Annotated in this window: 22 protein-coding genes; 8 read left to right on the forward strand and 14 right to left on the reverse strand. The window is 52.2% G+C overall.

Annotated elements, in window-relative coordinates; all coding sequences use genetic code 11:
- Complete coding sequence (locus KNP68_RS10750) at positions 1-360, forward strand: DUF779 domain-containing protein (RefSeq protein WP_021067747.1); 360 nt, start codon at positions 1-3, stop codon at positions 358-360.
- A 149-nt stretch (positions 361-509) separates the two neighbouring features.
- Positions 510-1,229, forward strand: coding sequence for a nuclease-related domain-containing protein (locus KNP68_RS10755; RefSeq protein ID WP_029596013.1), 720 nt, complete (start codon positions 510-512; stop codon positions 1,227-1,229).
- Between the two features lie 49 nt (positions 1,230-1,278).
- On the opposite strand, the gene KNP68_RS10760 is transcribed toward KNP68_RS10755, so the two are convergent.
- From KNP68_RS10760 to recX, 12 genes are all read right to left on the reverse strand, one after another.
- Positions 1,279-2,349, reverse strand: a complete 1,071-nt coding sequence (locus KNP68_RS10760) for an ABC transporter substrate-binding protein (protein WP_029596014.1) — start codon at positions 2,347-2,349, stop codon at positions 1,279-1,281.
- Positions 2,346-3,146, reverse strand: coding sequence for an ABC transporter permease (locus tag KNP68_RS10765; RefSeq protein ID WP_029596015.1), 801 nt, complete (start codon positions 3,144-3,146; stop codon positions 2,346-2,348). The genes KNP68_RS10760 and KNP68_RS10765 overlap by 4 nt, the downstream gene beginning before the upstream one ends.
- Positions 3,143-3,964: an ABC transporter permease gene (locus KNP68_RS10770; protein WP_021067751.1), complete on the reverse strand. Its 822-nt coding sequence runs from the start codon at positions 3,962-3,964 to the stop codon at positions 3,143-3,145. Before KNP68_RS10770 ends, KNP68_RS10765 begins: the two co-directional genes overlap by 4 nt.
- The gene (locus KNP68_RS10775; protein WP_029596016.1) at positions 3,951-5,057 is read right to left on the reverse strand and encodes an ABC transporter ATP-binding protein; all 1,107 of its coding nucleotides are present in this window, start codon (positions 5,055-5,057) and stop codon (positions 3,951-3,953) included. Before KNP68_RS10775 ends, KNP68_RS10770 begins: the two co-directional genes overlap by 14 nt.
- A gap of 13 nt (positions 5,058-5,070) precedes the next feature.
- Entirely contained in the window at positions 5,071-5,610 is a 540-nt protein-coding gene (locus KNP68_RS10780; protein WP_029596017.1) for a helix-turn-helix domain-containing protein, read from the reverse strand.
- 165 nt (positions 5,611-5,775) lie between these two features.
- On the reverse strand, positions 5,776-6,045 hold the full coding sequence (locus KNP68_RS10785; RefSeq protein ID WP_021067754.1) for a YfhJ family protein: 270 nt from the start codon (positions 6,043-6,045) through the stop codon (positions 5,776-5,778).
- The gene (locus tag KNP68_RS10790; protein WP_021067755.1) at positions 6,042-6,356 is read right to left on the reverse strand and encodes a YfhH family protein; all 315 of its coding nucleotides are present in this window, start codon (positions 6,354-6,356) and stop codon (positions 6,042-6,044) included. The genes KNP68_RS10785 and KNP68_RS10790 overlap by 4 nt, the downstream gene beginning before the upstream one ends.
- A 68-nt stretch (positions 6,357-6,424) precedes the next feature.
- Positions 6,425-7,606 (reverse strand): RtcB family protein, encoded by a 1,182-nt coding sequence (locus tag KNP68_RS10795; protein ID WP_029596018.1) that lies wholly within the window; start codon positions 7,604-7,606, stop codon positions 6,425-6,427.
- A 6-nt stretch (positions 7,607-7,612) separates the two neighbouring features.
- Positions 7,613-9,658, reverse strand: coding sequence for an ABC transporter ATP-binding protein (locus tag KNP68_RS10800; RefSeq protein WP_214799562.1), 2,046 nt, complete (start codon positions 9,656-9,658; stop codon positions 7,613-7,615).
- A gap of 22 nt (positions 9,659-9,680) precedes the next feature.
- Positions 9,681-11,405, reverse strand: coding sequence for an ABC transporter ATP-binding protein (locus KNP68_RS10805; protein WP_214756668.1), 1,725 nt, complete (start codon positions 11,403-11,405; stop codon positions 9,681-9,683).
- A 314-nt stretch (positions 11,406-11,719) separates the two neighbouring features.
- A complete protein-coding gene (locus KNP68_RS10810; protein ID WP_214756669.1) occupies positions 11,720-13,357 on the reverse strand; it encodes an L-lactate permease in 1,638 nt (545 codons plus the stop codon).
- Between the two features lie 49 nt (positions 13,358-13,406).
- Positions 13,407-14,219 (reverse strand): recombination regulator RecX, encoded by an 813-nt coding sequence (gene recX / locus KNP68_RS10815; RefSeq protein WP_021067760.1) that lies wholly within the window; start codon positions 14,217-14,219, stop codon positions 13,407-13,409.
- A gap of 152 nt (positions 14,220-14,371) precedes the next feature.
- On the opposite strand from recX, the gene KNP68_RS10820 reads away from it, so the two are divergent.
- From KNP68_RS10820 to KNP68_RS10840, 5 genes are all read left to right on the forward strand, one after another.
- Entirely contained in the window at positions 14,372-15,280 is a 909-nt protein-coding gene (locus KNP68_RS10820) for a TIGR01777 family oxidoreductase (RefSeq protein WP_021067761.1), read from the forward strand.
- 13 nt (positions 15,281-15,293) lie between these two features.
- On the forward strand, positions 15,294-16,445 hold the full coding sequence (locus tag KNP68_RS10825) for an amidohydrolase (protein ID WP_021067762.1): 1,152 nt from the start codon (positions 15,294-15,296) through the stop codon (positions 16,443-16,445).
- Positions 16,446-16,645: 200 nt separating this feature from the next.
- On the forward strand, positions 16,646-17,212 hold the full coding sequence (locus KNP68_RS10830; RefSeq protein ID WP_021067763.1) for a GNAT family N-acetyltransferase: 567 nt from the start codon (positions 16,646-16,648) through the stop codon (positions 17,210-17,212).
- 169 nt (positions 17,213-17,381) lie between these two features.
- Complete coding sequence (locus KNP68_RS10835; RefSeq protein ID WP_131472982.1) at positions 17,382-18,071, forward strand: response regulator transcription factor; 690 nt, start codon at positions 17,382-17,384, stop codon at positions 18,069-18,071.
- Entirely contained in the window at positions 18,068-19,453 is a 1,386-nt protein-coding gene (locus KNP68_RS10840) for a sensor histidine kinase (RefSeq protein WP_131472983.1), read from the forward strand. Before KNP68_RS10835 ends, KNP68_RS10840 begins: the two co-directional genes overlap by 4 nt.
- A gap of 30 nt (positions 19,454-19,483) precedes the next feature.
- Here the strand turns inward: KNP68_RS10840 and KNP68_RS10845 are convergent, their stop codons facing one another.
- Positions 19,484-19,771, reverse strand: a complete 288-nt coding sequence (locus tag KNP68_RS10845; RefSeq protein ID WP_021067766.1) for a hypothetical protein — start codon at positions 19,769-19,771, stop codon at positions 19,484-19,486.
- A gap of 121 nt (positions 19,772-19,892) precedes the next feature.
- On the opposite strand from KNP68_RS10845, the gene KNP68_RS10850 reads away from it, so the two are divergent.
- Positions 19,893-20,108, forward strand: a complete 216-nt coding sequence (locus tag KNP68_RS10850) for a hypothetical protein (protein WP_031200364.1) — start codon at positions 19,893-19,895, stop codon at positions 20,106-20,108.
- A 31-nt stretch (positions 20,109-20,139) separates the two neighbouring features.
- Here the strand turns inward: KNP68_RS10850 and KNP68_RS10855 are convergent, their stop codons facing one another.
- Positions 20,140-20,547, reverse strand: a complete 408-nt coding sequence (locus KNP68_RS10855; RefSeq protein WP_021067768.1) for a cytidine deaminase — start codon at positions 20,545-20,547, stop codon at positions 20,140-20,142.
- Positions 20,548-20,630 lie beyond the last annotated feature (83 nt).

The following is a 20,630-nucleotide window of genomic DNA, read 5'->3' on the forward strand; positions in this document are numbered from 1 at the left end:
ATGGTGAACCGCGTCGAGGCCACCCCCGCCACGCTCGCGCTCCTCGAACAGCTGAAACGAAAACATGGACCGCTCTTGTTTCACCAGTCGGGCGGTTGTTGTGACGGGAGCTCCCCGATGTGTTTCCCGCAAGGCGAATTCATGATTGGAGATCATGACGTCCTGCTCGGCGAAATCGGCGGTTGTCCGTTCTATATGCACGAGAAGCAATACGACTACTGGAAGCACACCCAGCTCATCATCGACGTCGTCGAGGGCCGGGGCGGTATGTTCTCGGTCGAGGGCGTCGAAGGAAAACGGTTTTTAAGCCGTTCCCGCGTGTTCACGGACGAAGAGCGGGCCGAGTTGCAACAGAGTTGAATGTAGAAGACCAGCCATCTCGAGGGCTGGTCTTTTTTTAGTCAAAGGGCACCCTTTTCTCAAAATCACATTTCCAATTTAACCCAAAAACCAACCTAACAATCGACTCGATTCGATATAGTAAAAAGAGACACGAAAGGAGGCAGCCTATGTCCGAGCTTCTCACGAGCATGCTTAACGGTATGATGATTTCATTGGTCAGTCTATTCGGTCCTCTGTTCCTGGTGATGAGCGGTATATTGTATACGAAGGTCAAGCGTTATAAACGGAGCCGCTATTTCGCCCAGACCGGACACAGCTATTTCAAAGTCGTTCAAGACACCGGCTTATACGGCGAATATTTATGTGTCGCCGCCATCGAGGAGCGCGTCCCGAATCCCTTCATATTGACGAATCTATATTTGCCCCATCCAAAAAATCGAGAGCGTACGACTGAAATCGATGTGGTGTTCATCAACCAGAGCGGTGTCCACGTGATTGAGTCGAAAAATTATAGCGGCTGGATTTTTGGACATGAACAAGAACGGCATTGGACCCAATCGATGCCGAACCGAAAGAAGTTCCGGTTTTTCAATCCGATCAAACAAAACGAGTTACATATGAAAGCGATGGAACAAACGATTGCTGTGGAGCGGAGTCTATTACACTCTTGGATCGTCTTCAGCGACCGGTCGACCTTGAAGCGCATTGATGTGGCGGACGTTCCCGTGTTGAACCGGAAGACATGGAAACAACAGATTGCCTTGCCAGGTGAGGCCCGGTTGACGTTGGCGGAACAGACGGCCATCTACGAGCACCTGCTCCAATTCGCATCTGCTGACGAAGCCGTCAAGGAAGCCCATATCGCCGCCAAGCAACGGGTGACGTGATGGGCTGTCCCATCCAAAAAAGTCCCGCTCACGGTGAGCGGGACTCCTTTTATTTACTCTGCATTTTAAAGCGCAAGTATAGTTCGTTGTAGTACGCGTTCATGCGTTTGCCTAAGTTCTCATACACTTCGAGCTCATCCGTCACTTCTTTTGTCGGATAAAAACGTTCGTCTGACGTCACTTCTTCATCTAAAAATTCAAGTGCCGCTTCGTTCGGTGTCGAATATCCGACATAATCGGTGTTTCGGGCCGCGATTTCCGCGTCAAGCATGAAGTCGATGAACTGGTGCGCGCCTTCGACGTTTTTCGATGTGTTCGGAATGACGAGGTTGTCGAACCAGAGATTCGTCCCTTCTTCCGGGATGACGTACGTCAACTCTTCGTTCTCGTACATGATTTCGGAGGCGTCACCTGACCAGACGACGGCCGCGGCCGCTTCGCGATTGGCCATGAGCATCTTGATTTCATCGCCGACGATCGCTTTAATGTTCGGCCAGAGCGTCTCGAGCTTCTTCTCCGCTTCGAGCAGCTCATCTTTGTCCGTCGTGTTGAGCGAGTAACCGAGTGAGTTCAGACCGAAGCCCATCACTTCACGGGTCCCGTCTGCAAGCAAGATGTCATTCTCGAGCGGCATGTCCCATAGGTCGTTCCACGACGTAATCTCACCGTCGACGAGTTCAGGGTTATACACGATGCCGACCGTCCCCCAGAAGTAAGGGACTGAGTACGTGTTGCCCGGGTCGAACGACTTGTCGAGGAAACGTGGGTCAATGTTATCGAAGTTCTCGAGCTTGTCATAATCGATCGGCAAGAGCAGGTCTTCTTCAATCATTTTACTGATGGCGTAATCCGATGGGACAGCGATGTCGAACGCCGTACCGCCTTGCTCGATTTTCGTGAGCATCGCCTCGTTCGAGTCGAACGTCTGATAGATGACTTTCAAGCCCGTCTCTTCCTCGAACTCTCCAATCAAGTCTTCATCGATATAATCGCCCCAGTTGTAGACGACGAGCGTGTTATCGCCGCCGAACCCTTGCGCCATATTGATTTGATACACCCAGAGCAAGAGGCCGAAACTGACGACGACCGGTACCGTCAACATGATGACCAATTTTTTCATCGTCTTACCTCCTTCGCTTTACCACCGCGTTGGGCGAGCACATAATACCCAAGGACGAGAATGAGTGTGAACAAGAACAAGATGGCTGACAAGGCGTTAATCTCGAGCGAGATGCCTTGACGGGCGCGTGAGTAGACTTCAACGGCAAGTGTCGTGAAGCCGTTTCCGGTCACGAAGAACGTGACGGCAAAGTCATCGAGCGAATACGTGAGTGCCGTGAAGAACCCGGCAAAGATACCCGGTGTGATATACGGCAAGATGACTTTCGTCAAGACGTCCCACGTACTTGCCCCAAGGTCACGCGACGCATCGATGAGCGTCGGGCTCATCTCTTGCAGCTTCGGCAAGACCAAGATGACGACAATCGGTACCGAGAAGGCGATGTGCGCCAATAGCACCGAGTAAAAGCCGAGCTGAATCCCGAGCATCGTGAACAAGATGAGGAACGACGCCCCGATGATGACGTCCGGACTGACGATCAACACGTTGTTGAGTGATAAGAGTGACGTCTTCGTGAAGCGTTGTCGCGCCGTATAGATAGCGAGCGCCCCGATGACGCCGAGCACGGTTGAAATCGTCGCCGACAGCAAGGCGATGACAATCGTGTTCAAGACGATAACGAGCAGGCGCGTGTCGGTAAAGAGCGACTTGTACCAATCGAGCGTAAAGCCTTCAAAGTTACTCATCGTCCCGCCACTGTTGAACGAGTAGACGACCAAATAGAGAATCGGTGCATAGAGGATGAAGAACACCGCTATCAAATAGAGGTTGGCTAATTTAAATTTTTTCGGTTTCATCGACGCACCGCTCCTTTCGCGCCCCAGTCACGTGTGATGACCATGACGAGGACCATCGCCAAAATCAAGAACACGGCAATCGTCGAGCCCATGCCCCAGTTTTGCGTGACGAGGAATTGTTGTTCAATCGCCGTCCCGAGCGTGATGACTCGGTTCCCAGCAATCAGTCGAGTGATCATGAAGAGCGACAACGCCGGGATGAAGACGATTTGAATCCCTGACTTCACACCGTCGAGCGTAAGTGGGAAGATGACCCGGCGGAACGTCGTCCAGTTCGAGGCCCCGAGGTCGCGCGACGCATAGACGAGCGACGGCGGGAGCTTCTCGATGGCGTTATAAATCGGCAAAATCATGAACGGGATGAAGATGTAAACTGACACGAACACGAAACTGAAGTCCGTAAACAAAATCTGTCGTGTCCCGATACCGATGGCCTCTAAAAACTGGTTCGTGATGCCGTATGTCCCGAAAATGCCGAGGAACGCATAGGCTTTGAGCAATAGGTTGATCCATGATGGCAAAATGATGAGCAAAAGCCAAAGTTGCTTATGCTTTGTCTTCGTCAATAAATAGGCGGTCGGATACCCGATCAAAAGCGAGAAGAACGTAATCAAGAACGCATACCAGAAAGAAGATAACGTCATCGTCAAATACGTCGACGTGAAGAACATCTGATAGTTCTCTAAACTCAAGTTCCCTTCGATATCAAAAAACGAGTAGTAGACGACGAGCAGGAGCGGCGCGATGACGAACAGCGCAATCCATAACCAGTAGGTCGTCAAATAGACCGTCTTCGCGGTTTGACTAGTTTGATTCATGAGCGACCTCCTCATAGGACTCGAGACGACGGTCGAACTCTTCCTCCGTCTCTCCTAAGCGCATGACGTGAATCGCCTCATCATCGAACGTGAGGCCGATTTTCGAACCGACGACCGATTTTTTCGTCGAATGAACGAGCCATTCGTTGCCTTCTTGGTCATAGCAGCAAATCTCATAGTGAACGCCTCGGAACAGTTGCGAGTCGACGTCGACGACAAGTTTCGCAGATTCGACCGATGTCATCTCTAAATCTTCCGGACGGATGATGACCTCGACTTTCTCGTTGCGGTCAAACCCTTGGTCGACGCAATCGAATGTCTTCCCGGCGAACGTGACGACGTTATCTTCTGGCATGACGCCCGGTACGATGTTCGACTCCCCGATGAAATCGGCGACGAAACGGTTAATCGGCTCATCGTAAATATCAGTCGGTGTCCCGCTTTGTACAATTTTCCCGTTATTCATGACGAAAATCTCATCCGACATCGCGAGCGCTTCTTCTTGGTCATGCGTGACAAAGATGAACGTGATGCCGAGACGCTGTTGCAATTCGCGGAGCTCATATTGCATCTCGGTCCGGAGTTTCAAATCGAGCGCCGAGAGCGGTTCATCAAGCAAGATGACTTCCGGTTCGTTGACGATGGCCCGGGCGATGGCGACACGTTGGCGCTGCCCGCCTGACATCTCATCGATTTCACGTGACTCATACCCTTTCAAGTTGACGAATTTGAGCGCCTGTTCGACTTTCGTCTTCACGTCCGCTTCTTTCATCTTCTTGATGCGCAGACCGAACGCGACGTTCTCGAACACGTTCAAGTGCGGGAAGAGCGCATAGTCTTGGAACACGGTGTTCACTTGACGTTTGTTCGCCGGGACGTCGTTGATGCGTTTCCCGTTGAACTGGATATCGCCTGCTGACGCATCCGTGAAGCCGGCAATTAAGCGTAAAATCGTCGTCTTCCCACATCCAGATGGCCCGAGCAACGTGTAGAACTTCCCTTTCTCAATCTCGAAGCTGATGTTTTCTAAGACGACGGTGTCATCGTAACGCTTCGACACATTGTCAAAGCGAATAATCGTTTCTGGGTTCATTTCAGTTCCTCCCTTATAAATATGAATGGGTCGCGACGATTAAACATTCACTCTCGCCGTCGTAGTCATTGACGAGTTGATGCGAATCGGAGGCGACGTAATAGAGTGTTTCTCCGGTCTTGGCGAAGTACGTATGATTGCCAAGTTTTAGCGCGATGTGCCCCGATAGGACATAGACAAACGTCTCCGATCGCGACGGCTCATATCGTTTGAACTCGCCCTGCTTCGAGAACGTTAGTAAAATGGGTTCCATCTCTTTTTCGTTCGATTCCGGGATGAGCCATTCAGTCCGATATTTCCGCTCCTCGTCGACGTAGATGGTCCGATCGTCCTCGGTATAGATCACTTTTTGATTCACATCTTCATCAAAAAATTCTTTCGGCGAACATCCGAGCACTTCCAACAAGTCGAATAGTGTCTCAAGCGAAGGTGAACTCAAATCACGCTCGATTTGAGAAATATAGCCTTTGCTCAAATCCGTGCGCTCGGCCAACTCTTCTTGCGTCAGCCCTTTCTTGACGCGGAGCCGCTTGATTTTTTGACCGACTTCCAAGTCACAATCCCTCCTTTCAGCTTTGATTCAAGTTTAGTGAAAGATGATTCCAACTAAAGAAAGTTTATAAATACTTAACTACAAAGCGAACTAATAGCGACCTTTATTATAACGGATTGTGTGCAGTTTGCAAGTAAAAAATCACGCCGATTTCCGGCGTGATTTTTAATGGATGTCGCGCTTGGACATCAAGTGTTTGAACTTCTCATTTTTCGTTTGAAACAGGTGGAGCTGGGGGCCGTACGCATCGATTTGTTGCACGACGTATTGGAACGATTTTGCTTCCCCAGGATACGGTTCACCGGCACGGGCGAGCGTCGTCTCAAAATCCTCCCACAGCACTTCAACCCACGTCAACGCCTCGAGCTCGCTCAAGACATCGTTCTTCTGTTTCAAGATTTCTGCCAAGCGCTCGTATTGTTCGGTCCGGTTCATGCTTTCACCTCCGACAGCTCCGAGAGCGGAATCGCATGTTCAGCCGTCTCCCCTTCGAACGTCCCCCAGCCCATGACGCCGTTCACAAATTTCAAACGGAACGGGCGCTCGTTATAGTTGACGATATACGTCGCCCCCGGCTTGAACGATTTCGGGTCAATCAAATAACTCTCGGCAATCGCGATCCGTCGCAAGACGACCTCGATTTCACTGACCATGCCCATCTGTTCGGCTTTCCGCTTCCGTTCATGAAGCGCTCGAATCTCTTGTTCGAGCTCATATTTTGATAAATCGCTCAATCGTTTTTCCATTTCGCTCACCTCTCTTGTAGCGTATCAGATTTTTCTCAGAAAAGAAAAAGGCGAAACTGAAACGATGTTCAGTTCGCCTTGAAGTTGTAGAGCGGTTTGATGATTTGATTGATGGTGACGGCCGGCTCGATATAACGGACGATTTCCTTCATCGACTTATAGACGAACGGTGACTCGTCAATCGTCGATGGTCGGACCGAACTTGACCAGACATCTGCCATCGACTTTTTAAATTCGTTGAAGTCGACGCGTTTTCGCGCGGCCGAGCGTGACATGACGCGACCGGCGCCGTGTGGTCCCGAGAAGTTCCAGTCGGGGTTGCCCTTGCCAGTACAGATGAGCGAACCGTCGCGCATGTTCATCGGAATGATGACCCGCTCGCCGTCCCGCGCCGAGATGGCCCCTTTTCGAAGCATCATCGCGTCGTGATCGATGTAGTTGTGGACCGTATCGAATTGATCGACGACGTTCCAGTTCATCGCCTCGACGATGACGTCGGTCATGGCGAGACGGTTGGCGGCCGCATATTGCTGTGCGATGCGCACGTCGTGCATGTAATCTTCCATCGTTTCCCCTTCGACGTAGGCGAGGTCGCGGAAACGTTTCCGTGCCTCGCGCTCCGTCTCGAGATAGGCCGAGATGTCCTGTTGCCGTCCCGTTGCCTTCATCCGTTCAATCTCGTCTCGAATGTCGACCGTCTTCATCATGTGCTCGACCGCCAACTGTTGATAATGGTCAGCGATTTGGACACCGAGGTGGCGTGAGCCGGAGTGGATGACGAGAAACGTGCGTCCGGCTTCGTCCCGGTTCACTTCGATGAAATGATTGCCCGAGCCGAGCGTGCCGACCGAGCGGAGGGCCCGGTCCAGCTTATACGGCGCCCGCACGTCCTCGAGCGGGAGCTCAGAGGCGTATGGGTGTGCTGTATCCCGGATGTTCATCCCGCTCGGTACATATTGACGGATGACGTCGTCGAGCCGTTGAAAGTCGATTCGCTTCACCTTGATTTCCGTGCAGAGCATGCCACACCCGAGGTCGACGCCGACGAGGTTCGGTACGACCTTGTCGTGAATCGTCATCGTCGTCCCGACGACCGACCCTTTGCCGGCATGCATGTCCGGCATGATTCGAATCGAGGCGCCTTTCGTGAACGGTTGGTCGACGAGCGTTTGGATTTGGGCCCGCGTCGTATCGTCAATCCGTTCATTGAATACTTTGGCCCGGTTATGCTTTCCGATAATCTCCATAATACCTCCTCAACTGATGGCTTGTTGTTTACTTTGCAGCTCATGCATCCGGGCGTAAACGCCGCCTGCCGCGATGAGCGACTGATGGTTACCCCGCTCGATGATGTGACCGTGGTCGAGGACGAGGATTTGGTCCGCTTCCCGAATCGTCGAGAGACGGTGCGCGATGACGAACGTCGTCCGGCCGTACGTGAGCGTCTTGAGCGCGTCTTGGATGAGTGCTTCCGTCTCTGAATCGACGCTTGCCGTCGCTTCGTCTAAGACGAGGATGGCCGGGTCGAAGACGAGGGCGCGGGCGAAGCTGATCAACTGGCGCTCTCCGCTCGAGAGCGAGGCGCCGCGTTCGATGACCGGCTCGTCTAGCCCGTGTGGCAACTGTTTGACGAAACGATTGGCTCCGACCGCCGTCAATGCGCGCCATACGCGGTCGTCCGAAATCGTCTCGTCGCCGAGCGTCACGTTCGTCCGAATCGAGCCTGTGAACAAGAACGGGTCTTGAAGCACGATGCCGAGATGGGCCCGGACGGCTTGGGTCGGTAGTTTCGTCACGTCCATACCGTCAATGTTGAGCGTTCCTTCTGACGGGTCATAGAAGCGCATGAGCAAGTTCATGATCGAACTCTTACCGCTGCCGGTATGTCCGACGAGCGCCACCGTCTCACCTGGTGCCGCATGGATATCGATGTGTTGGAGTACCGGTTTCCCGGCTTCATAGCTGAACGACACATCGTCGAACACGACCTCACCTTTAAAGCGAGCGATTCGTTCCGCCGACACGTCTTCCCCTTTCTCGTCAAGCAACTGGAACATCCGGTCTGCTGAGACGAGTGCCTGTTGGAGCGGAGACAGCTGGTTCATGATTTGCGTCACCGGTTCGAAAATCCGTGACACGTAATCGATATAGGCGTACAAAATCCCGAGCGTGAGCACGCTCCCCGTTCCGAGCGTCTGCGCACCGACGACCCAGATGAGTAAGGCGAGTGCCATGTTGCGGAAGAAGTTGACCAAGTTGTGCGACATGAGTGCATCCAGTTTGAGCAGCTTCCGTCTTGTTTGGAAGTTGTCACTGTTTTTCTCGTTGAACTCGTCATAGACGAGATCTTCTTTGACGTACGACTGAATGATCGGCATCGTTTGGATGCTCTCATTCAATTGGGCGTTCATATCCGCGACGAGGGCGCGGACACGGAAGTTGTTCCGGGTCGACAGGCGTTGGAACAATTTAATCCAAACGATGACGACCGGGATGATGATGAGCGAGACGAGACCGAGGCGCACGTCCAAGAAGAACATGGCGATCAAGACTCCGATCATCATGACGACGCTTTGGAAAACACGTGCGAGGACGCCCAAATATAGGTCGCGAATCGTCTCGGTGTCGTTCGTGACCCGGCTGACGATTTTCCCGATTGGCGTCTGGTCGAAGTAACGGACCGGAATCGTCTGCAAATGCCGCATGACGTCAAGGCGCATCGTTTTGACGATGTTATGGGCCGAGCGTTGGAGGAGCATCTGTTGCCCCCAGTTCAACCCTGCCGCGATAAGAAGCAAGACGACGTACAGACCAGACAGCAATAGCACGGCCCGCAAATCCGTCTCGTAAAAGCGGAAGACATCGGTCGACGAGAGCGGCACGATGTTGTCATACGTTGCCGTCTCTTCGCTTCGTGTAATGGTGAGGACACCATCTTCGACCTCACGGACGCCACCACTCATGACGGCGTCAGGGACGAGATAATAGCCGTCTGTCGTCTGCACGATCGAGACGGGACGGACGACCGTCTCTCCGTCAACCCTCGTCTCTTTTTCATAGGAGTTTCCGTCAAAAGCGACACTCCCGCCTGACTCGACTTGTACCCAATCCCGCTCAATGGCGACGATGTGGTCGTCGATGATGATTTTGGCGATGTACGGTCCGGCCAATTCGGCGCCGACCGCTAAAAATAGTAAGGTCAAACCGAGGAAAATCGAGCGTCTCACTTGTTTGGCATAGCCGACGAGTGAACGGATCGTTTTCTTCCTGCGGACTGGATCTAATTCATATTGATCGATCATGAGAGATTCCCCCTTTCCCGGATTACTCCGACTCTCCTTGTCGAACGTATTGTTCATAATACCAACCGCGTCGTCCCATCAGTTGGTCATGCGTGCCCCGTTCCGTCACGCGACCGTCTTGTAACACAAGAATCTGGTCGGCGTGGGCGACAGCGGATAGGCGGTGCGCGACGATGAACGTCGTCTGTTCGGCCCGGCTCGTCCGGACCGAATCGATGATGCGCGCTTCCGTCTTGGCGTCGACCGCTGAAAGCGAATCATCGAGCAAAAGGATCTCTGGATCTTTCAAGAGGGCGCGGGCAATCGAGAGCCGTTGTTTCTGACCGCCCGAGAGCATAACCCCTTGCTCCCCGACGACCGTGTCGAGACCGTTTTCCAAATGTTCGATATCGGTATCGAACGCCGCGAGCCGGATCGCCGTCTCGAGATCTTGTGCCGACGCATCGTTTGAGCCGAACAAGATGTTGTCGCGGACCGTCTTCGAGAACAGCAAATGTTCTTGCGAGACGTAACCGCTCCAACCGCGTACCGTATCGAGTTTGATGTCGTGAATCGGGACACCGTTGACGAGTAACGAGTCATCAATCGGATACTCCCGAAGCAATTGACGCAACAGCGTCGTCTTGCCGGCCCCGGTCGGTCCGACGACCCCAATCGTCTCACCACGCGACACGTGCAAAACGATGTCTTCGAGCGAGGCGCGGGTCGATCCTGGATATTGGAACGACAATGATTTGAACGTGATTTTCTCCGGGACGCCGACTTCGACCGTGCCGGTCGAGACGACATCCGGTGTCTCGTTCATCGTCGCTTCGATTCGTTCGAGGCTAGCCGTTCCCCGTTGTACGACGTTAATCAGTTCCCCGAACGCGTACATTGGCCAAATGAGCATCCCGAGATAAATATTGAACGAGACGAGCTGTCCGAGCGTGATGTCATTCGTGAACACGAGGTACGTGCCGAACGACAACCCGATCAAATAGCTCAAGCCGACGAGCAGTTTAATGACCGGTTCGAACAAGACGTCGATTTTGGCGACGTGCATGTTTTTGGCCATGACGTCGTCGGTGATTGTATCGAACTTTTTCGTATCCGCGTCTTCTTGGACGAACGAGCGGACGACCCGAAGGCCTGAAATCGATTCGACGACTTGGTCGTTCATCACGCCAAACGCATCCTGCGCCGCTGTGAAGCGGGCATGGATTTGGCGGCCAAGCTTATTCATCGACCAGGCAAGGAGCGGCATCGGCAGGAGTGCCGCGAGCGTCAATTTCCAATCGATGAACACTCCCATGATGGTGAGAGCGATGAGTGTCATATTGAACGAGTCGACGAGTGTCATGACACCGAATCCAGCCGTCCGTTCCACCGCTTTCAAATCGTTCGTCGCGAGCGCCATCAAATCACCCGTGCGGTGCTGTTGATAAAAGCGCGGTGTCTGCCGGAGCAGATGTCCGAAGAATCGGGCCCGCAGTTTTTTCTCGAGCAGGAACGCCGTCCCGAAGAGGCGGGCAATCCATACATACGAAAGGACGTACGATAATACCATGATGCCGAGCAATGACCCGACAATCATAACAAGCCGTTCTGTCGTCAGGCTGCCTTCGCGAATCGCATCAATCGCCTGTCCGATGATCCACGGCGGGAGCATATCGACGACCCCGGTGATAATCAACAAGATGATGGCGACGATATACGTCCGCTTTTGTCTTTTAATAAACCAATCTAATTGTTTAATCAGTTTCATGACTGATTCCCCCTTTCGTCCTTTCCGCGCACGCAAAAAAGCGCACGTCACCTGATTGTGCAACCAATCGGATGAAGTACGCTTCTGAGTCTTCAGTCTTTTGCATGGTCAGGGAAAGGACACTACCCCTATCCAGCTGCCAAATTATGCAGTCAAATACGAGTAGCCATATGATGTTGTGTGTGTGCGTTGTAGTGTTGGGATGTACTTCATCATGCTGGCTCCTCTCTGTTCATAGTTTGAAAATCTACTAAAACCTTAGCAGACTGTTCAGAAAATTGTCAATATTATTATCGTAAATAATTTGTAACTTTTTACAAGAAGAATGCAGCGAGCATCAAACCGACAAGACCGGTCGCTGTCACGTAATAAATCATTGGCATGAGCGTATAGCGGATAATCGTTCCTTCTTTTCCGAGGAGCCCTGCCACCGAGGCGACTGCGACGACGTTCAAGACGCAAATCATGTTACCGGCGTTCGCCCCCGCCATCTGCATCGACAAGGCAAGTGTCTCGTTGACTCCAACCGACTCGGCGACATTCGTCGTTAAACTCGAGAACATCATGTTCGAGAACGTAGCCGACCCGGAAACGAACGCCCCGAGCGCACCAATCCACGGTGCGACGAGCGGCCAGACGCCACCGAACGTGTCGGCCGCAGCCGTTGCGAGTTCGACCGGCATCGAAGCGAGACCTGCCCCACCATTTTCCGAATGAATGAAAATCCGAACCATCGGCACGGAAGCAGCGAGCGTGATCGCCGTCCCGACGACACCGAGCGTCGTCGCTTTAAACACCGAGGTCACTTGCGACCAACTCATGTTATGGAGGAAGAACGTCGCAATCATCGTCAAGATGAACATGAAGCCTGGTGAATAGAACGGTTCCCACGATGTCGAGATGCCTTCGATACTCAAAATGTTCGGCAAATCGATGCGGACGCTACGCGTCAGTTCGTTCAAGAACGGCACGGTCCGCGTCAACACGAGGAAAATCGTTAAAATCAAGTAAGGGGCCCACGCTTTCCATTGCGGAAGCTCGCGTTTGCCTTTGCCGACGGACGGCTTCTCGAGCGGTTGATCGATTTCATCGGCATAGCCGTCGAACGTCCATAACCGTTTCGGCATGAGGATGCCTTTGCGTGCCATCGTGACGAGAATGATGAGACCCGTCAATGCACCAAGCATACCCCCGAACTCGAATCCGAGGATGAGCGTCCAGATGTAGGCCGGGATGCTATAGACGAGCGCCGCGACGATCGCGATCGGGAATACTTCGAGCGCCGGCTTAATCGATTTTTCTTTACTGAAGAATCGCGTCAGCATCAAGATTAAAATGAATGGGATAAAAAGACCAACGAACATATCGATGAGCACCGTCTGCAAGACGACGGTTGTCAAAAACTCAATCGTCTCGGGTTGGTTGACGTCAAGTGACAGCCCGTTCCCAATCCCGATTAAGGCCGGTGTTCCGACCGCGCCGAACGTGACGGCCGATACGTTTGCCGACAAGGCGATGACAACGGCAGCGATCGGCGTGAAGCCGAGTGCGATTAACAGTGGTGCCGCAACCGTGGCCGGTGTACCGAAACCAGATGCGCCTTCGATGAATGAGACGAACAACCAACCGACGATGAGCACTTGAATCCGGGGATCGGGCGTAATGTTGATGAAGCCGGAACGGATGGCGTTCATGCCGCCGCCCTCTTTCATCGTATTCATCATTCCAATCGCACCGTAAACAATCCAGACTGTCGTAACGGCGATGACAAGTCCTTGTAGCGTCGCCGCCATGATTCGCGTCGCGTCGAGCTGCCAGACGAAGAACGCAAGTCCAGCCGTCAAGACAAGAGATAGTGGCATCGCAACCGACGCCGGTAAACGCATAATGACCAATAAGATGAGCACTGCCACAATCGGCATCAGTGCTGTAATCCATTCAAAAATCGTCAATGTAGACCCACCTTTTCAGTTTTTTCCCCTACCGTAAAAACATCTCCCATTATGACTCTTGTTCAGCGAGCCTCTCTAACGCCCTCTCGATCACCTCATACGGAAAACCTTTGCGACGAAGCTGCATCTTCATCCGTTGTTTCCGCTCATATGGGGCGTACCCGCTAAACTTTCGATTCAGTTTTTCAGCCTGTGTCAGACAAGCTGAAAGTTCAACGTCCTCATCCTCGTTCTCCCAAAACGTGAGAATCGCCTCTGAAATGATATCAAACGAAAATCCCCTTTGCATCAGGGTTTGTTGAATTCTTTGTTGCACTTCTGTGGCGGAACGGCGATTTGTTTCCATTTGTTTCCGATTTACGAACTTTCCGGCCTTTTCAAGCTGGTCTTCGTGCGAGATGGCGGCGATGACGTCTTCGATAAGATCCGGAGCGATTTGAAGCTGAGCGAGTTCTCGTTTGATTTTCACGGGTCCGCTCGGGCTCGTATTGAACTTTGTCTGGGTGTAAGCTTTGGCGAACTCGGCATCGTTCAAATAGCGCTGTTCAATCAAGCGTTCAATGACGCGTTTGATGGCTGACTCATCTATCTCTTTCTTCACGAGGTAGTCACGCACCTCTGAGACGGCACGCATTCGATACGATAAATAGTTGACGGCCGCTTTGTACGCTTTCTGTTCTTCTTCCGCTTGAAGGACGTCCCGGACGAAATCGTCCTCGAGTTCCATCCCTTTCGTCAATTCGTATTTGATGAAGACGTCGAGGTCGATGGCAAACGCGAATTCCTCCCGTCCGTCCTTTTCGACAAAGACGTTCAATCGATCTTGATTTTTCTTCTGGGTCGTAAACTTGGCGATTTTCACAAAATCCCTCCATTTCCTGCTTCTAACATATCACGTTCCCCGTTCGGGCAGGATTTTTGATAAGTTAGAAGAAGGGGTATTATCTGTACAAGACATTCCTATAGTCCTCATACCCGTTTTGAAATCGCTTAAAGGATATTGGAGGGAGACCCATGAAAATAGCAATCACTGGTGGTACCGGATTGATTGGCCGACCGCTCGTACGCGCGCTCGCCGAAGCCGGACATCAAGTCGTCGTATTGACGCGCCACCCACGTCCGCGGCAAGGAGGGATCTCGTTCGTCGAATGGATGACGCCCGATAGTCATCCTGAATCCGAGCTTCAAGACGTCGATGCCATCGTCCATTTGGCAGGAGCCTCGATCAACGACGGACGTTGGACGCACAAACAAAAGCAAGCCATTCTTCAAAGTCGGATCGATGGGACGAAAGAAGTCGTCCGCATCATTAAAAATATGAAACGCAAGCCGAGCGTCGTCATCAGCGGGTCCGCCATCGGGATATACGGTGAAGATCGATCCATCACGTATTCGGAAGCGACACCGCTCCCCGACCGAACCAACTTTTTAGGCAACGTCTGCGTGTTGTGGGAGAAAGAGGCGCAACCCGTTCAAGACATGGGCATCCGTCTCGTCACGATGCGGACCGGTGTCGTCTTATCGAATGACGGCGGCGCCTTCCCGCTCATGAAGTTGCCGTACACGCTTGGTATCGGTGGACGACTCGGCTCCGGCAAGCAATGGGTGCCGTGGATTCATTTAGACGACCTCGTCCGTCTGTTCGTCCATATCCTCGAGACGAGTACGATCGAGGGACCCGTCAATGGCACGGCACCGACGCCTGTCACGATGGACGAATTCGGGAAGACGCTAGGCCGGGTGATGCATCGTCCCCACTGGGCACCCGCCCCGGCGCCGCTCCTCAAGCTCGCACTCGGAGAGAAGAGCGTCATCGTCCTCGAAGGAGCGAAAGTCGTTCCGACGAAAGCCCTCAACCACGGTTTCCGGTTCCGTTATGAAACGTTAGAACCCGCCCTGAAACAACTACTTCATTTGACTTGAAAGGAGCTAGCACGTGAGTAATTTGTTAATTCGTAACGCCCATATCTATCCGATCACCGCACCACATTTTTACGGGGACCTTCGCGTCAAAGACGGCAAAATCGTCGAGATGGCGGACTTGTTGGACCCGCTCGACGGAGAGACGGTCATCGAAGCCGAAGGCAACTTCTTGTTCCCCGGCTTCATCGATGCCCACACCCATCTCGGACTGTATGACGAAGGGACGGGTTCAGTCGGGAACGATGCGAACGAGACCGTCGAGGCGATGACCCCGCACGCACGGGCCATCGATGGCGTCTATCCGCTCGATGAGGGCTTCCGGGAAGCGCTCATGGCCGGGGTGACGGCCGTCCAAGTCATGCCTGGCAGTATGAACGTCATCGGCGGCGTGACGAGTGTCATCAAAACCCATGGCCGCTTCATCGAGGACATGGTGCTCCGCCGCTATGCCGGCCTGAAACTCGCGCTCGGCGAGAACCCGAAGCGCGTCCACAGCATGGGGAAATCCGGCGAGTTGACCCGGATGGGAATCATGGGCTTGTTGCGTGAAGCGTTCCGGACCGTTGATTCGACAAAGACGATCGGCACGTTCGGTAGCCAGATGATTCAATTGGCGCTCGATCGCAAGATGCCGATTCGTGTCCACGCCCACCGCGCCGACGATATTTTATCGGTTGTCCGCTTCGCACAAGAGTTTGACCTCGATTATCGGATTGAGCACTGTACGGAAGGACATCTCGTCGCCGAAAAGTTGCGCGAACTCGGTGTCAAACATGTCACCGTCGGACCGACGTTCACACGGAAGTCGAAAATCGAGCTCCAAAACAAGACGTGGGAGACGTACCGAATCTTACATGAGCACGATATGATCGTCTCCATCACGACGGACCATCCTTATACGCCGGTTCAATATTTGAATTTGTGCGCCGGTCTTGCTGCCCGCGAAGGGCTTCCCGTCGACGTCGCGCTCCGCGCCATCACGATTCATCCGGCTGAATCGCTCGGAGTAGACGACCGCATCGGCTCGCTCGAAATCGGCAAAGATGCCGATCTTGTCCTATGGAGCCACTTCCCGCTCGACTACATGTCGAAGCCGATTATGACCATCGTCGACGGTCACATCGTTTACTCGACGAGCCGCTCGAAAACGCATCACGAGATGTGAGTGACACCAGTCGTGAAAGCGCTCTTATTTTTTTTTGTGAAGTTGCATCTTATTTACTTGCTTTTTTAAAAAAACTATATAAAATAATCTTGTAACTTCATAAAAGGGAGCAGCCAAGGCAAGTTCGAACAACGAAGCCAGAAGTATGCTTTCGTTACAACTATTCTTCAGCGGTCTGAAATAGGAGGAGGAATGTAAAGGTGCTCAAATTTCGTGAGCTTACCGACTGCGCGGAGTTGTTCGAACTGATGCAACACCCAGATGTCTTTCCATATGTCCGTCAAAAGACGGTCCACTTTGACGAGTTTTTATTTAGCACGAAGCAAATCATCGAGCTAGAAGAGCAAGGAAACATCATCTCACGTACCATCACGAACGAGTTTGGCACCCCAATCGGGACAATCAGCTTGTTCGATGTGGAATCCGGCTATGGATTCCTCGGGACGTGGCTTGGCAAACCGTATCACGGCAAAGGTTACAATCAAGTCGCGAAAGAAGCGTTCTTCTCAGAACTTTTCTTCGAACTTGACATTGAAAGTGTATTTTTGAAAATCCGTCAATCGAATGAGCGTTCAATCGCGGCGGCGGAAAAACTGCCGTACGCTTTCTGCGCCAATGAGATTCGGTCTGAATTACTAACTGAAATCAATCAAGGTGATGTCGAATACGTTCTGTATGAAGTGTCGAAGTCGAGTTTCCAACTTTACTTGCACTCACTCCATGCGCCTGAATTCGACCATACGTACGAAGCTCAGCTCGAAGCATAAGCCAATTCTGACAAAGAATTGGCTTTTTTGTGGCGTTTTTGTGTGGATTTCATGAGGACAACTTTACGACAATAAATATTTCTGTTCTAATTCGGAGAGATAGGTATGATAGAAGTATGAGGGAATTATCACACGTCCTCGTTAACCGTTTTGTAAAGGAGAATGCCCAATGTCAGAACCAACGTTTCGCATCTTAGTGACCGATGATGAAGAACAAATGCGGGATTTACTCGTTTCGAACTTAGAGAAGGAAGGATACGAGACCGTCACAGCAACGAACGGTCTCGAGGCAATCGACTTATTGAAAGAACAGTCGTTCCACCTCGTGCTGCTCGACGTGATGATGCCTGAACTCGACGGCCTAACGGCATGCATGCGCATCCGTGAGTTCTCGAACGTGCCGATCATTATGCTAACGGCCCGCTCAGAAGAACTCGATCGCATCCACGGCTTGAAGATTGGCGCGGACGACTATATCACGAAGCCGTTCAGCCCCCGCGAGTTGCTCGCTCGAATCGAAGCGACGCTTCGTCGGACGCATAATTTCTCGAAAGAACAAGAAACCACGTTCGATACCGGAGTCTTGTCGATCGATATCGATGGCCGTGCGGTCAGCGTGAAAGGCAAAACGGTCAACTTGACCCGGAAAGAGTTCGATTTGCTCTACTTGTTCATCACGAACGAAGAGAAAGTGTTCTCGCGTGAACAATTGCTTGACCAAATTTGGGGGACCGAGTATCACGGCAACCTCCGAACGGTCGACACCCATATCAAGACACTTCGTCTCAAGCTCGGCGAAGCGGGTGGCTACATCCAAACCGTCTGGGGGATCGGCTATAAGTTCGAGGCGACCGTATGAAGCAATACACGATCCGGAAGCGGATTTGGATCACCATCTGGACCGCAAGCCTCTTCTCCGCGTTCGTGTTCATCATCATGACGTTTTACTTGTATGACAAGTTTTATATTCAGACGCAAGAAGAACTGCTCATCAACCGCGGAGAGAAGCTCGTCACCATCTATAAGGCGGACGGCTTCTCTGACGCGTTTTCCGACAGTATGACGTACACGAACGAACTGACCGAGACGAAAGTGTTTCTCTCGTCCGTCCGGGAAGACAGTCTCGGATCGGGCAAGACGTTTTTACGGGAGCAGGACCTCGCCAAGTTGCAAGACGGCTATGCGATTTCTGTTACCCGCAAGCACCCGACCGAAGACGTCGACATCCTCATGTCCGCCTTCCCGCTCATCCGAGACGGCGAACTCGATAATGCGCTCATCCTGTATATGGAGCTGAGTAAAATCAGTGAACCGTTCCAACCGATTCGGCTCATGATCACGTTCTTGCTCATCTTGATGATCGTGAACTTACTCATTTTCGGCACTCAGATTATCGATACAATCATCCAACCGCTGATTCAAATGAAACGAGCGTCCCAAGTGTATGCTAAAGGTGATTTCTCGCACCGCATCCCCATCTATTACGATGATGAGATTGGTGAGCTTGCCGAGACACTGAACCGGATGGCCGAATCGCTCGGTCTCGTCGAAGAACAACGGAAAGAGTTCTTGGCGAACGTGAGCCACGAATTGCGGACGCCACTGTCGTATATTCGCGGTTATACCGAGATGCTTCAAGACCCGTCGCTCGATGACAAAACGAAAGATCAATATTATGAGATTATCGAGAGCGAGACCGAACGGTTGCAACGGCTCGTCAACGATTTGCTCGACTTGGCCCAACTCGAGCGTGATTCGTATCCGATGACGAAAGAACCAGTCGTCTATTCGCAAGTGCTCGAAGACGTTCTCTATCGCTTCGAGCCGATCGCGCGGGCGAAAGGCGTCACCATCGAGACGGACCTCGACTTCGACTTGATTATTCTCGGGGACCACGATCGACTCGAGCAAGTCGTCGGGAATTTGCTCGATAACGCGCTCCGCTATACGGAAGCCGGCAAATCGATTCATGTGAAGACGTATGCGACCGCGAACAATGCCGTCACCGAGATTCATGACGAAGGCCGGGGCATCCCGAAAGAAGACCTCGATCAATTGACGAAACGATTCTATCGCGTCAATAAGTCACGGACACGCGAAGACGGCGGGACCGGACTCGGGCTCGCCATCGCCAAACATATTATGGAGCGCCACGGCGGCTCGATGCACTTCGCCTCAGAAGTCGGCAACGGGACGACCGTCACACTCACGCTCCCCCTTTTACCGGACGAAGATATTTAAAAAACAGACAGCCGCGATGGCTGTCTGTTTTTAGATGTCCTTCCCTTTATAGGCATCATCTGATTCATTCATGAGACGCTCCCGCTCAGCGTGCGTCTGCGGAAAGCCGTTCGCTTGCCACTCGGCCCGGTGATTCGAGTCAAGTTGAGTGAGACCCGCTTCCGCCTCGTCTTTATCTGAATCGACACTTTCCATGCGATCCATCTTGCTCCATGTATCCTCATCGTGGTCTTGCGTCAAGAGCGCTGCCACTTTCGGCGCGACGAGCGCTGCCCCGGCCACACCGAGTACGATTCCCATTAAGACTTTCTTATCCATCCGAATACCCCTCCTTAGTCGCTATGTACGGATAATTCCACTGTTCCGCGAAATCGAAACCCGTTTCCTAAAGCGTTTACACAATTTAACAGAGTGGAATAACAATCAACACAAGGAGGCGATGAGGATGAAGAAATCACAGAACCCGTCAAAGCGACCGTTCGATAATCCGGATGCTGTCGATACCGACAAGGAGAGCATCTTCGACCAGGAGGGCATGGAGACCGTCGACCCGATTCCGGTGGAAGAGCTGAACCAAAAAGTGAAGGATGAAAAACAGAAACGACACTCGAAGGACGACTCGGCCAGCGAGAAAAAATATGACGGCAACAAATAAAGATGCGGACGAATTCGTCCGCATCTTTATTTCACGTTAAATCTTTTGGCGAGAAGCCGTATGGTAGCATCTCTTCTTTTGTCATCACTTTCGTCTCTCCGGCCATGTTCGCGAGAATCAACGTAAAGTCGTCACTCGCAAACTCGGCAATGACTTGACGGCAAGCGCCACACGGCGAGATTGGGCCCGCTGTGTCTCCAACGACAACGACCGTCTCGATTGCCTTGCTGCCTTCCGATACCGCTTTGAAGATGGCGGTCCGTTCTGCACACATCGACAACCCGTACGAAGCGTTTTCGACGTTGCAACCCAAAATTTCTTTGCCGGTCTCGTCAATGACGACGGCCCCGACATTGAATTTCGAATACGGTGTATAGGCACGCGACCGTGCATCAATTGCTTTATGGACAAGCTCGTTCACTTTTTCTTGTGGGATCATCTGATGTTCCTCCGCTTCTTAACGTTTATCAAAAGAAGTCTGACATCTGAACTATAGCGTGAAAACACTGTTTTTGCAAGCGT

The organism is Exiguobacterium sp. s50, from assembly GCF_018618175.1.
In the GTDB taxonomy this organism is placed as follows: Bacteria; Bacillota; Bacilli; order Exiguobacteriales; family Exiguobacteriaceae; genus Exiguobacterium; species Exiguobacterium chiriqhucha.